Source organism: uncultured Psychromonas sp. (assembly GCF_947489755.1).
Classification (GTDB): domain Bacteria; phylum Pseudomonadota; class Gammaproteobacteria; order Enterobacterales; family Psychromonadaceae; genus Psychromonas.
The window spans coordinates 76,869-90,126 of the sequence record NZ_CANLFB010000010.1 but is presented as its reverse complement, the minus strand read 5'-3'; the positions used below and the strand labels follow the sequence as shown (position 1 = coordinate 90,126).

Below are 13,258 nucleotides of genomic sequence, written 5' to 3'. Positions count from 1 at the left end.
CCCCATTTTTATTAAAAACTCTCATATTATTAAGGTTGTAAATTATCATGTTAAATATATGTCTTGTTGCTCATTTTGCATATGGAGCAGTTACGGGTGGGAGTCATGGTTCAATTGGGGGAGTTGAAAGACAAACAAGTTTGATGGCAAAATGGTTAGTATCTAGAGGTCATAAAGTTTCTTTATTAACTTGGGCTGAAGGTTCTGATGAAGATGAAGTCATTGATGGTATTCACGTCATTAAAATATGTCGACAAGATTCAGGTTTACCTGGTATTCGCTTTTTTCATCCTAGGTGGACGGGTTTAAATAGTGCAATGAAGCGTGCTAATGCTGATGTATATTATCAAAACTGTGGTGAATACATTACCGGACAAGTTGCTATGTGGTGTAAGCGTAATGGCAAAAAATTCTTATATTCATTAGCGAATGATTCAGATGCTGATTATAAATTACCTGTCATGAATACTTACCGTGAAAGAATCTTATACCGTTATGGATTAACTCATTCAGATTATATTTTGTCGCAAACTAAAAAGCAGATGGATTCGCTTAAAGCAGGGTTTAACTTAGATTCTGAAATAATGCCAATGCCATGTCCTGGACCGAGCGAAAGTGAATATCAAAACATAGCGTTTAATAAAGATAAACCCACTATTGTATGGGCAGCACGTATCCATGAAAGCAAACGATTGGAATTATTCTTGGAAGTTGCGGCTGATTTACCACAATATCAATTTATTGTGGGTGGAAGTCCTGCCCAGGAAGATGAATATTTTAAAAGTATTTTAAATACTATTAATCGTTTAGATAACGTTACTTATTTAGGCATGGTTGCTCGTGCTGATATGCCAAATTTATATCGCAGTGCGAGTGTTTTTTGTTGTTCATCTATTTATGAAGGCTTTCCAAATACTTTTCTAGAAGCCTGGAGCCAAGGTGTTCCTATTGTTTCCACTTTTGATCCAGATAATCTAATTAGAGACCGACAATTAGGGGTTGATGCAGTTACTAAAGATGATTTGGTTTCAGGTATTAAAAAGCTGTGTTCAGATCCTGACCTATGGCAACTACACTCTGCTAATGCGCGTGCATATTATCAGCAAAATCATTCTGTTGACCAAGTAATGGAAAGATTTGAAGCTATCTTTACTGAGCTTTCGAACTAAAGGGATTTAAAAATGAGTATAAAGCTAGCATTTGTTACTCAATTTCCAATTGATGTAAATAGACCTCATGGTGGAGTGGAAGCTGTCAGCGTTAATCTTATCTCGTCGTTATCGCAATATGCAGAATTTGATATTCATGTTTTAACTTTATGCCCTGATACTGAAAAAACAACCATAGAATGTAATGATAACGTGACCATACACCGCATACCTAAGCCTTCAGGGAGCGAGCTTAAAAACGCAATAGGAGTGAGTAAAAAAGTCATAGAGTCGACAATAAAATCATTAAAACCTGATTTAATTCATGCTCATGACACCTATGGCATTATGGTCAAAGATATATCAGTACCTAAAGTATTTACAGTCCATGGTTTTATTTATGGCGATACGTTATTGGCTAATGGAAAGTTTAAAGTTTTACGCTCTAAAGTGTGGGAGTTTATTGAAAAGAGTAGTTGGGCCAAGCAACCTAATATTATTTCGATTAGCCCTTATGTTAGAGAAAGATTAAGCGGTATTACTCAAGCTAATATTTTTGATATTGATAATCCAATTTCAGATGCATTTTTTAAGTTAGTTAGAGAAGAAGTCGCCAGTACTATCTTTACGTCTGCAGTTATTGCACCTCGTAAAAATGTCATTCAATTAGTGAATGCAGTGGCTTTAATGGTTAAAAAAGGAATTAAAGTAGAGTTACGTATTGCGGGTGGTATTGTTGATCAAGAATATGCCAATAAACTTAAAGATATTATTGAAGTGAATCATTTACAAAAAAATGTCACTTTATTAGGGCGTATTACCACAACGGAAGTACAAGCTGAATTATGCAATGCTTCTATTTATGCACTGGCCTCCCTTGAGGAAAATTCGCCAATGGGAATTGAAGAAGCAATGGCCGTAGGCGTTCCTGTTGTCACTTCGAATCGTTGCGGTATGCCATATATGGTTAAAAATGGCGAAACGGGCTTTTTAATAAACCCTTTTGACGCACAAGATATTGCTAATAAATGTGAACGTATTTTAACAAATCCTGACTTGTCGAAAAAGATGCACGATAAAGCTAAAAAATTAGCGCTTGATTTATATCATTCAGAGCGTGTCGCGGAAAGAACGGTCGCAGTCTATAAAGAAATATTAATGTAGCCTGATATAGTATTACAGTCATTGATTGGCTAAAAGGATAGTATTTTGTTTAAGCGTATTTCAGAGCATTTTTTATTTATTGTTTCTTTGATTTTACTGGCAACGGTTAACGTATCAGTATTACTGAGTATCTTTGATGAATGGAATAGTGATGGGCCTTACAGTCATGGTTTTTTAGGCATTATTGTTGTTTGTTATGTATTTTATTTACAACGTAAACACCTAACGACTATTACTTTATCGAAACGACAATACGGTTTTGGTTTATGTTGTTTAATAGCGAGTCTCTTGATTGCATTAGTTGCCCAACTATCGAGCATTCAACAGTTACAACAGCTAGCTTTTTTCAGTTCAATGCTCTCTTTAATTTTTTGTTTTTATGGTTGGAGTGTTGTTAAGTCTTTCTTTGTTCCTTTATTGATGTTGTTGCTTATTTTACCTGTGTGGAATGTTTTACAATTTCCTTTACGGGAATTATCGACACAAGCAGGGCAATGGGGGCCTGAGCTAATTGGTATTGCTGTAGACCGTGATCATTTTAGATTATCTACCGTTGGTGGGATGTTTGATGTTGAGCCTGCATGCTCTGGTTTAGGCTTCTTTATGGTGTCTGCTTTGTTGGCTTTCTGCGTGGGTTATTTCAATAAATTAAGTACTAAAAAAACCCTTTGGTTTTTGTTCATTTGTTTAGTTATTGCCATAATAGCCAATTGGTTACGTATTATTATCATCATTGTGGTGGGTACTTATACGGAAATGAATCACTTTATTGTGCATGATCATTTAACTTTCGGTTGGATTGTTTTTGCTGTTTGTTTATTGCCGCTTATTTATATTGCACGCACGTATTTTGATGACTCTCAAAAAGAGTCGAATCTAAATAATGTTGCTCACAGTAATGTAAATCAAAAAAAAGAGACAGTAGATACGTCGCTTCAGGTCAAGCAAGTTAATAAACTTCAAATTATAACGACTCTTTCTATCTTAGTGTTATTCATTGGTGCTTCATATTGGATCCCTTCTCGATATGACGAAAACTATGCATTAACAGTTCCTAATGTAAAAAACTATGAGATGGTGAGTAGTGATAAAAACTACAGTCCAAATTGGAAACCTTATTCACAAGGGGCGACTCAAGAGCGCTTTTTTTATTACACTAAGGAAGCATTAGGTTTTCAAGTTTATCTCGCTGATTATATTAAACAGGAACAAGCGAGTGAGATGATTTATGTTGAGAATTATCTTTTTAATAAGCAGTTTTGGGATCGCGTTGAAGATAAAAAATTAGCACTGATAAAGAGCAAAAATCTACAAGAAACTGATTTTTTACTCTTAAAAAAATCTTCACACCGATATCGAATGATTGCTTCTTGGTATGTCATCAATGGTGTACTAACAAGTGATAAAAAAATAGCTAAACTGACCGAAGTGAAATCCGCATTAAAAGGGCAACCTGGAGCAACATTGGTTGCTGTTAGCCTTGATTTTGATGGTAAAGATGTCGCAGCGGCTAAAATGCAATTAAGTCAATTTATTTATGCTTACCTTCATCCCTCTGAATACTAATTTGCGAGACTAAATAATTATGCAATCCCTTACTTGGTATATTAAACGAATTCAAATGATGTCTGTCAGTGAGATAACATGGCGAGTGACTTCATTAAGTGATGCTTGGGCTGAGCGAGCGCGAGTTCAATTTAATAAAGTACCTAAAGCAGGATTCGTTGATACTTATGATGCTGAGTCTGTTTTTAAACCTGGGTTTACTGTTTTTGAAGGGCAAGTTGATCATTATAATGAACAGTGGTTAACGCCTTTATTAACCCAAGCTGAATCTATTATGGATCATAAGCTTAGTTATTTTGATTTAAAAGATCACGACTTGGGAACGCCTATTAATTGGCATAAAGATCATAGTGCAGATATCTATTCAAAACTTGGACATATACTTTCAGTTAATTACCGAGATTTTAAAAATAACGGTGATTGTAAATTAGTATGGGAGCCAAATCGTCATCATCAGATGGTGGTGTTAGCGAGAGCATATAAAGTATCTGGTGATATTAAATATGCACAAGCAGCCGTAGAGCAAATAACGCATTGGTTAGACGAAAACCCATATGGTAAAGGGATGAATTGGCGTAGCCCATTAGAATTAGCTATTCGTTTAATTAGCTGGGTATGGACAATCGATTTAATCAAAGACTCTGGATTATTTACCGGTGATTTTAAGCAACGATTATTAGAAAGTGTATTTTTACATTGTCGTGATGTCAGCGGTAAGTTTTCACAAGGCACTTCTGCAAACAATCATTTAGTGGGCGAAGCTGCAGGCGTTTATATTGCCGCACGTTACTTTTCAATACTTAAAGATGCTAGGCAATGGCAGGAAAAGAGTAAACAAGTATTAGAAAAAGAGATACAAGCACAAACCTTTGAAGATGGATGTACTAAAGAACATGCTTTTAGTTATCAGTTTTTTGTATTTCAGTTTTATTTATTAACGGGGTTAACGGGGAAGTGGAGCGATGACTCCTTTTCACCTGCTTATTGGCAAACGCTTAATCGTTTAAGTCATTTTATTGCAACGATTGCTGAAGGCGGTCAACATTACCCGATGTTAGGTGACCAAGATGATGGTTACGTATTAGATCTTGGTGACCATGTGCATGATATCAATGCGTTGTGTGATGTTGTTAGTCACCTATATGATGACACCATTTTTACACAAGGCTTAAAGAAAACAAGTGAATCTTCATTTTGGTTGTTTAATAATAGGCAACAACCTATTAATCAGATTAACCCAAATGAAAGAGAATTAAGCCCCGTCGCTTTTACTGACTCTGGCTATTACCTTTTACAAGCGGGTAAATTGAGTGAAAAAAATCAAGCTAGCATCTTAATGGACGTCGCAGAGCTAGGTTATACAGCAATAGCCGCTCATGGCCATGCTGATGCATTAAGTTGTGTAGTTCGTATTAATCAACAGGATTTATTTGTTGATACGGGTACTTATGATTACTTTAGTTTTCCACAATGGCGTAATCATTTCCGAAAAACACGAGCACATAATACAATTGAGATTGATGGTCTGGACCAATCAGTAATGACTGGGCCTTTTATGTGGGAGTCGCATGCACAGGCTATCTGTTCAGTTTGGTCTCCTACTGAATTTGGCGGTAAAATTGTCGCTGAACATGATGGTTATAAACGTTTAGGTTCTCCTGTGAATCATCAGCGTAGTATTGATTTAGATGTACAGAAAAAACAAATCAATATTGTTGATGCCTTAACAACTCAAGGTCAGCATGATGCGGTTATTTATTTTCACTTCTCAGAAGATTGTCAAAATATAGAAATCAAAGAAGGTATTTGCACTTTGTCGTTGGGTGATAGTTTAGTGGTTATTAAACTACCTGAAAAAATGCAAGCTGTGTTAATCAAAGGTGAAGTATCAGATGATCAACAAACACCGTCATTAGGATGGTTGAGTCGCGGATATCATCAAAAAGTACCGATTACTACGTTAGCGTTATCTGCTCATATTAGTGAAGATAAAGAGTTTATTACTGCTATCACTTGGTCGTAATATTTTTTATTTTAGTTAAAGCTTTAAATTTATAAAGGCTTAAAGTATTTACCCGTTGGCCAAATAGTCATTAATCTAAACAATACATTTTTGATTTTATTTGGCCAAATAAGTAAATTTTGTCCTTCCCGCTTTTGTGCTAGCCAACGTCTTTTATGATTTGTGTACACACCTAAAAAGTCATAATCAGTGAGTTGTTCTTTTAAACATTGTTGAAAAACATGGTATCGTAATACTTGTCCCACACCATTCTGAAAATCAGCATTAAACCCTTCTTGTAATGCAAAAAACTGATCTTGGTAAACGTAACCGATTTGCATTGCTTGCGTGACACCTTCACATTCTAACTTTGCTAATCGTAACCAACCTAGCTGCAGTGCTTTAACGGCAAAATCTTGATAAAAAGCGGCCATCTCAGGGCGTCTTTCAAATGAACCTTGTAAACCTGCATTTTGCCAACGTAAATTATGCAATTCAAATAGTCGATTTAACTCTTTTTCAAGTAATGATGGATCATCACAAAAGCTCACCTGCCAATCACCTTGTCGGCTTAAATAATTTTGTGTTTGTTTTATGTTGGTGCGTAAGCTTTTAGATAGCGAAGGTAATACTTGTTCTGATACATTTTTGAGTTCAGTATTCGCAAATTCTACAACGCGAGATTTCATATTTAATTGTGGCGTCTTTTGCAGTGAAGTCAGTAACGTTTTTCCCCCTTTACTCCAGCTAGCGACATTACTATACCAAATAAGATCCCATTGAGAGGCTTGGTCGCTAGTTAATAAGGTTGACCACAATAAAGCTTTTAATTGAATTGTCTGTTCTTGTTTGACGATGAAATTAGAATACTCAGAGCCGATACCTTGGTCCCCAGCAAACCTTAATACTTGATAAGTAAAAAATTTGAATAAACGATAAGGCTGAATATAAAAGGGGGCAATAGCGACAACTTGCTGTGCTTGTTTTAGTACTACAAAAAATGGTTTGGTATTAGGTGAGCAAGTCTTCTTCCAGCTCTCTATCCATTGCCAGGTTAAGAAAATATTATCCGCATCAGATTGTTGTAATAACGGGTTCCAATCTTCTTTTAGTTTTTCTATTTCAGACCATGACGTCATAATGTGGGGAGTAATTGTCTGCATAGTGATATTAAACACCTTCGGTTATGAACGTTAGTAGAGATATCTAAATAAATGGTTTCTGTGCTTTATTGTAAAACAAAGCGCAATAATTTAGGTGTTAATTTGATTAAAACTGCATTTATTTAACCACTATCGCTTAATCACATGATCTATTATTTTGCTATGCTATTATGTTTTCACTATTAATTGTCAATGAGAGTAAAATGACTACGCAAACAAATGAAAATATCCACATCGAATCAGAAACTGTTTTAATCACACCTGCAGAGCTTAAAGCGTCTTTGCCCGCTTCTGATAGTGTGTATCAATTCATTAACGAATCTCGTCAAACTATATCTAATATCGTGCACAAAAAAGACCCTCGTTTTTTAGTGATATGCGGCCCTTGTTCAATTCATGATATCGAAGCTGCTAAAGATTATGCAACGCGTTTGAAAGAGTTACGTGATCAATATAAAGATACTTTATATATTGTAATGCGAGTTTATTTTGAAAAACCACGTACCACTGTTGGTTGGAAAGGTTTAATTAACGACCCTCATATGGATGATTCATTTGATATCGAAACAGGCCTTAAAAGAGCGCGTGAATTATTGTTATGGATTGCCGAACTAGGTTTACCTATTGCAACTGAAGCATTAGATCCAATTAGCCCACAGTACATCGGTGATTTATTTAGTTGGGCTGCAATTGGTGCTCGTACTACAGAATCTCAAACACACCGCGAAATGGCGAGTGGCCTATCAATGCCAGTTGGCTTTAAAAACGGTACTGACGGTAGCCTATCTACTGCAGTTAATGCAATGCAATCTGCTTCTGCACCGCATCGTTTTATGGGCATTAACCAAGCTGGACAAAGTGCTTTATTACAAACTGCTGGTAATAAAGACGGTCACGTTATTTTACGTGGCGGCGGCGGTAAACCAAACTACGATTCAATCAATGTAGCACTCGCTGAACAAGCATTGGTTAAAGCTAAAATGGAAAGTATCCTTATTGTTGATTGTAGTCATGAGAACTCTAATAAAAATCATGAACTACAACCGTTAGTAGCAAAAAATGTATTCCGCCAAGTAGTTGATGGCAATACATCTATCATCGGTATTATGTTAGAAAGTCATATTAACGCGGGTAACCAACCTGCGTCATTACCTGCGGATAAACTGCAATATGGTATGTCAGTAACGGATGCGTGTATTGACTGGGCTACGACGTGTGAGTTATTAGAGCAAGCGGCTGTATTATTAAAAGATACTGTTCAGAACAAATAAGAAGTAAATTATGCCTTTAAGTAAATTAAGAGATCAGATTGATGCTGTCGATCAGCAAATAATTGATTTATTAGCAGAGCGTTTACGACTAGTCGGTGAAGTTGGCGAAGTGAAAACTAAGCATGGCTTGCCTATCTACGTACCTGAACGTGAAGCTGCGATGTTAGCTAAGCGCCGTGAAGAAGCTGAAAAGAAAGGCGTTCCCGCGAACCTGATTGAAGATATCTTACGTCGTACTATGCGTGAGTCTTATGCTAGTGAAAATGAGACCGGTTTCAAAACAGTTAATCCTGCGATGAAACGTATTGTCATCATTGGTGGTAATGGTTTATTAGGCCAGCGTTTTGTTGAAATGTTTAAATTATCTGGTTATGACGTCGATATTTTAGGTCGTGCAAACTGGGATCAAGCTGAAGCTATTTGTAGTCAAGCTGGATTAGTTATTGTTGGTTCGCCAATTGATGTAACTGTTGATGTGATCAAGCAACTTACTTTCTTACCTGAAGATTGTATTTTAACCGATATCACTAGCATCAAGGACGCGCCTTTAACTGAGATGTTAGCGGTACATAAAGGTCCTGTCGTCGGTTTACATCCTATGTTTGGCCCAGACATCTCGAGCTTTGCAAAACAAGTTATTGTTTACTGTGATGGACGCAACCCTGAAAAGTATCAATGGTTAATTGACCAAATGAAAATATGGGGCGCACATTTATACCCTGTGGCAGCACCAACACATGATGAGTCAATGACCTTAATACAAGCATTACGCCACTTTACGAGCTTTGTTTACGGTGTGCACTTACAAGAAGTAGATGCAGATTTAGAACAGCTGTTAGACTTAAGTTCGCCTATTTATCGCTTAGAATTGGCAATGGTCGGGCGTTTATTTGCACAAGAGCCAGCTTTATATGCTGACATTATCTTATCGCAAAAAAATAACCTAACCATGATAAAGCGTTATCATAAGCACTTTGCTGATGCGATTGAATTGTTAGAAAACAACAATCGTGAAGAGTTTATTGCTCGCTTTAAGTCTGTGACAAATTGGATGGGAGATTACTCAGAGTTATTCTTAAATGAAAGTCGGGTAATGTTGCAACAAGTACATGACAATCGCCATTACGAAGAAAAGTAATCTATTTATTGAGTGCTTTGTAAAAGGCACTTTATAACTATTTTCTTAAAGGCTGGTATTTCGTAAAATACAGGATCAAAAAAGGAGGTTATTAACCTCCTTTTCTTATTTTTTACGAGCAGTAATTTAATTGCTCTAGTGAGTAGTAAATGACTAAGCCACAAACTCTTTATTTAATTTGATCTCAGCATCTGATTCAATTTCAATTTCTGGCTCTTCAATAGCCTCTCCTGAAATTTCTCCGTTACGACATAAGTCTTTACCATTATTCTTGGCACGGTTTGCTTCATCTTTATGAATATGTTTATTTAGCTGACGTTCGATTTTTGAGAATAACTGATTGATTCCCACATATAAGTCATCATGCTCAGCGTGAGCAAAAACTTTACCGTTTGGAACCCCAATAGTCCCTTCTATTTTAACGCCTTTAGGTTCTTTAGTGATAATGAAATGGGGATTGATTAATGAAATTTGAAGTTTCTGTAGTTTCTCGAAACGTTCTTCTACTTTTGCGCGCATTGTGTCTGTGATAGTAATTTGTTTGCTAGTAATTTCAATTCTCATATAGGACACCTTTTTGTTATACACTTTATTGTGTTCTTTAATAGATTAGGCTTTTTAAAGTGATTTACAAGTGATATAGATCACATTAATAAGGCCTTTTACTTAAACAGATTTATTTCTTGAGCTAGCTATATTTTCTTCAAAATATTTCAACTTTTACTTGTTGACTGCCAATAATTAGTCCACTTTAGTACTGATAAGTTCCGCCTTTTTTATTCCTTCTTCTCTACATCTCCTTTTTATATTTAAAAACCTTTTATTAACTTAAGCATTTGTTATCTTTAGTCCTCTCCTGTTTTTTATTTTCAGTCTGATTGAGTTTTACTAATATGAATATAATAAAGTGTATACGTCTTTTGATATTTTGCGCGCTACTGCCAATAAGTTTTTTTGCGAATAGTGAATCTTGGAGTGATGCCATTAGTATGTATGGTGATCTTAAGTATAAAAATAATTTTAAGCACTTTGCATATGCCAATCCAGATGCTCCTAAGGGGGGGACTTTCAAACAAGCGAGTGTAGGGAGTTTTGACTCACTAAACCCCTTTATTGTGAAGGGCAATGCAGCGGCTGACATCACACGTATTTACGATACCTTATTAGCTCAATCTACTGATGAACCTTTTAGTTTATATGCATTAATTGCTGAAAAAATAAAGGTCGCAGATGATTATAGTTCTGTTAGTTTTTTAATTAACCCGAATGCTAAATTTAATGATGGTGAGGCGATTACAGCCGAGGATGTTAAGTTTAGCTTTGATTTGTTAGTGAACGAAGGATCACCTCATTATAAGTCATATTACTCAGGTGTTGAAAACGTCACCGTAGACGCATTGCTGAAGGTTACTTTTCATTTTAAAGAAATAGGTAATCGCGAATTACCCTTAATTATTGGCCAAATACCCATTTTACCTCAGCATTTTTGGAAAGATAAAGATTTCGCTAAAAGTGGTTTGGTGACGCCATTAGGATCTGGTCCATATCAAGTAAAAAGCTTTGATGCAGGTAAGCAAATTGTATATGAGCGAATCGCGGACTATTGGGCGAAAGATCTTGGGGTGAATAAAGGGCGTTATAATTTTGATCAGATCATTGTTGATTATTATCGTGATGATGCGGTTGCATTTGAAGCTTTTAAATCAAGTGCGTTTGATTACCGACTTGAAACCTCCTCGAAGCGTTGGTCGACTGGTTATGTTGGTGAGCAATTTAATACTAACGACATTATATTAGAGACCATCGCGGATAAAAATCCTCAAGGCATGCAAGGTTTTTGGTTTAATTTACGTCGAGATAAATTTAAAGATCCTAAAGTACGAGAGGCGATCTCTTTATTATTTGATTTTGAATGGGCTAACAAAACTTTGTTTTATGGCGCTTATACACGCGTGGATAGTTTTTATTCTGGATCTGAATTATCAACTGAAATAGAGATAAGCGAAGCAGAAAAGAAAATATTATTACCTTATAAAGATCAGCTTCCAGCATCTGTTTTTAAGCCGATAGACAGTAATAAAACATCGGGTAATGGCAATGTAAGAGAACAAATGCGACAAGCGGTTACATTATTATCAGAGGCAGGATACGAGTTAAAAGACAGTAAAATGCAAAATAAACAGGGTGAACAATTAAACTTTGAATTTTTATTGTATAGCAAAGACTTTGAACGGGTTATTCATCCCTTTCGTCGTAACCTTCAACGGATAGGCATTAAAACTGATATGCGTTTGGTCGATGTGTCTCAATTTATTAATCGATTAAACAATTTTGAGTTTGATATGTTGTCGTTACGAAAGGGGCAATCCATTTCACCTGGTAATGAACAAGCCACTTTCTGGGGATGTGATAGTGCCAATGAGATCGGGACATCGAATTGGGCTGGCATCTGTTCTCCTGTCATTGATGACTTAACGAAACAGTTAACAGCTGCATCAACACGTGAAGAAGTTATTAATATAACAAAAGCATTAGATCGTGTTTTGTTATCTGAACATATAGTGATTCCTCAATGGTATTTACCCGCTTATCGTATTGCGTATTGGGATAAATTTTCTCGACCTAAAGTGTCACCTTATTATGATATAGGCTTAGATACCTGGTGGAGTAAACAACCAAAAAAATCAGTTGCTGAACAAGAGAGTCAATAATGCATCAATACATTTTAAAAAGACTGTTGCTGATTATTCCAACGTTAATTGGCATCATGACGCTTAACTTTTTTATTGTACAAGTCGCGCCAGGTGGACCTGTTGAGCAAGCCATTGCTAAATATCAAGGTATTAATTCTGAAGCGACGTCTCGTGTCACATCGAGTACAAATAGTGAGATAAAACAAAGCTCAAATAGCGGCAGTCAATACCGTGGTGCACAGGGAGTTGATCCTGAATATATCGCCTCGCTAGAGAAGTTATATGGTTTTGATAAACCTCTCGTCGAGCGTTATTTTTCAATGTTGTGGCGTTATATTAACTTTGATTTTGGTGATAGTTTTTACCGAGACAAGAGTGTCATTGATTTGATTTACGAAAAAATGCCTGTGTCTATTTCTTTAGGTTTATGGACGACGTTACTCGCTTATTTAATTTCTATTCCGTTAGGCATCAAAAAAGCAACGGCGCATGGTACTAAATTTGATGTTTGGACCAGTACCATTGTCACCATAGGTTATGCGATTCCTGCTTTTATTTTTGCGATTATTTTAGTGGTGTTATTTGCTGGTGGCTCTTATGTTAGTTGGTTTCCATTGCGAGGATTAACGTCAGACAACTTTGAACAATTAACTTTATTTGGACAAATTAAAGATTATTTTTGGCATTTAGTGCTGCCGATATTAGCAAGTGTATTGGCAAGCTTTGCAACACTCACCATGTTAACTAAAAACTCTTTTCTCGATGAAATTAATAAACAATATGTCATTACTGCGCGAGCCAAAGGGTGTTCAAAAAATCGTGTTTTATATGGTCATATTTTCCGTAATGCAATGTTATTAGTCTTAGCTGGTTTGCCTGCTGCATTAATTGGTATTTTCTTTACAGGCTCGATGTTGATTGAAGTTATCTTCTCATTAGATGGGTTAGGTTTACTGAGTTTTGAATCGGTCATCACGCGAGATTACCCTGTTATTTTTGGCTCTCTGTATATCTTTACGTTAGTTGGTTTAGTGCTTAAATTAATCAGTGATATTACCTATACCTTAATCGATCCACGCATTACATTCGAGGGTCAATAATGTCGTTATTACT

The 13,258-nt window shown here is 36.1% G+C and carries 10 protein-coding genes; 8 read left to right on the top strand and 2 right to left on the bottom strand.

The genetic code is table 11. The features are described 5' to 3' along the window. The first annotated feature begins 47 nt into the window (after nt 1-47). Genes Q0794_RS07745 through Q0794_RS07730 form a run of 4 tightly spaced genes read left to right on the top strand, consistent with a single transcriptional unit; the run spans nt 48 to nt 5,901 of the window. A complete protein-coding gene (locus tag Q0794_RS07745; RefSeq protein ID WP_298941161.1) occupies nt 48-1,169 on the top strand; it encodes a glycosyltransferase family 4 protein in 1,122 nt (373 codons plus the stop codon). Nucleotides 1,170-1,181: 12 nt separating this feature from the next. Next, nucleotides 1,182-2,312 carry a glycosyltransferase family 4 protein gene (locus Q0794_RS07740; RefSeq protein WP_298941160.1) on the top strand — a complete coding sequence of 377 codons (1,131 nt, stop codon included), beginning with the start codon at nt 1,182-1,184 and terminating at the stop codon, nt 2,310-2,312. Nucleotides 2,313-2,357: 45 nt separating this feature from the next. Next, a complete protein-coding gene (locus Q0794_RS07735; protein ID WP_298941159.1) occupies nt 2,358-3,878 on the top strand; it encodes an exosortase C-terminal domain/associated protein EpsI in 1,521 nt (506 codons plus the stop codon). 55 nt (nt 3,879-3,933) lie between these two features. Beyond that, nucleotides 3,934-5,901 (top strand): alginate lyase family protein, encoded by a 1,968-nt coding sequence (locus Q0794_RS07730; RefSeq protein WP_298941158.1) that lies wholly within the window; start codon nt 3,934-3,936, stop codon nt 5,899-5,901. 29 nt (nt 5,902-5,930) lie between these two features. Here the strand turns inward: Q0794_RS07730 and Q0794_RS07725 are convergent, their stop codons facing one another. After that, nucleotides 5,931-7,043 (bottom strand): GNAT family N-acetyltransferase, encoded by a 1,113-nt coding sequence (locus tag Q0794_RS07725; protein WP_298941157.1) that lies wholly within the window; start codon nt 7,041-7,043, stop codon nt 5,931-5,933. 203 nt (nt 7,044-7,246) lie between these two features. On the opposite strand from Q0794_RS07725, the gene Q0794_RS07720 reads away from it, so the two are divergent. Both Q0794_RS07720 and tyrA read left to right on the top strand, forming a co-directional pair. Next, a complete protein-coding gene (locus tag Q0794_RS07720) occupies nt 7,247-8,314 on the top strand; it encodes a 3-deoxy-7-phosphoheptulonate synthase (protein ID WP_298941156.1) in 1,068 nt (355 codons plus the stop codon). Nucleotides 8,315-8,324: 10 nt separating this feature from the next. Beyond that, on the top strand, nt 8,325-9,452 hold the full coding sequence (gene tyrA, locus Q0794_RS07715) for a bifunctional chorismate mutase/prephenate dehydrogenase (RefSeq protein ID WP_298941155.1): 1,128 nt from the start codon (nt 8,325-8,327) through the stop codon (nt 9,450-9,452). A 153-nt stretch (nt 9,453-9,605) separates the two neighbouring features. Here tyrA and raiA read toward each other — a convergent pair whose 3' ends face one another. Next, a complete protein-coding gene (gene raiA, locus Q0794_RS07710) occupies nt 9,606-10,016 on the bottom strand; it encodes a ribosome-associated translation inhibitor RaiA (protein WP_298941154.1) in 411 nt (136 codons plus the stop codon). 356 nt (nt 10,017-10,372) lie between these two features. Here raiA and Q0794_RS07705 point away from each other — a divergent pair, with 356 nt between their 5' ends. Both Q0794_RS07705 and Q0794_RS07700 read left to right on the top strand, forming a co-directional pair. Further along, nucleotides 10,373-12,163: an extracellular solute-binding protein gene (locus tag Q0794_RS07705; protein ID WP_298941153.1), complete on the top strand. Its 1,791-nt coding sequence runs from the start codon at nt 10,373-10,375 to the stop codon at nt 12,161-12,163. Further along, nucleotides 12,163-13,245 (top strand): microcin C ABC transporter permease YejB, encoded by a 1,083-nt coding sequence (locus Q0794_RS07700; RefSeq protein ID WP_298941152.1) that lies wholly within the window; start codon nt 12,163-12,165, stop codon nt 13,243-13,245. Before Q0794_RS07705 ends, Q0794_RS07700 begins: the two co-directional genes overlap by 1 nt. Nucleotides 13,246-13,258 lie beyond the last annotated feature (13 nt).

What these genes read in the sequence shown, in the direction of transcription:
- raiA (WP_298941154.1), bottom strand. Translation starts at nt 10,016, where the DNA reads ATGAGAATTGAAATTACTAGCAAACAAATTACTATCACAGACACAATG.
- Q0794_RS07730 (WP_298941158.1), top strand. Translation starts at nt 3,934, where the DNA reads ATGATGTCTGTCAGTGAGATAACATGGCGAGTGACTTCATTAAGTGAT.
- Q0794_RS07720 (WP_298941156.1), top strand. Translation starts at nt 7,247, where the DNA reads ATGACTACGCAAACAAATGAAAATATCCACATCGAATCAGAAACTGTT.
- tyrA (WP_298941155.1), top strand. Translation starts at nt 8,325, where the DNA reads ATGCCTTTAAGTAAATTAAGAGATCAGATTGATGCTGTCGATCAGCAA.
- Q0794_RS07745 (WP_298941161.1), top strand. Translation starts at nt 48, where the DNA reads ATGTTAAATATATGTCTTGTTGCTCATTTTGCATATGGAGCAGTTACG.
- Q0794_RS07725 (WP_298941157.1), bottom strand. Translation starts at nt 7,043, where the DNA reads ATGCAGACAATTACTCCCCACATTATGACGTCATGGTCTGAAATAGAA.
- Q0794_RS07700 (WP_298941152.1), top strand. Translation starts at nt 12,163, where the DNA reads ATGCATCAATACATTTTAAAAAGACTGTTGCTGATTATTCCAACGTTA.
- Q0794_RS07740 (WP_298941160.1), top strand. Translation starts at nt 1,182, where the DNA reads ATGAGTATAAAGCTAGCATTTGTTACTCAATTTCCAATTGATGTAAAT.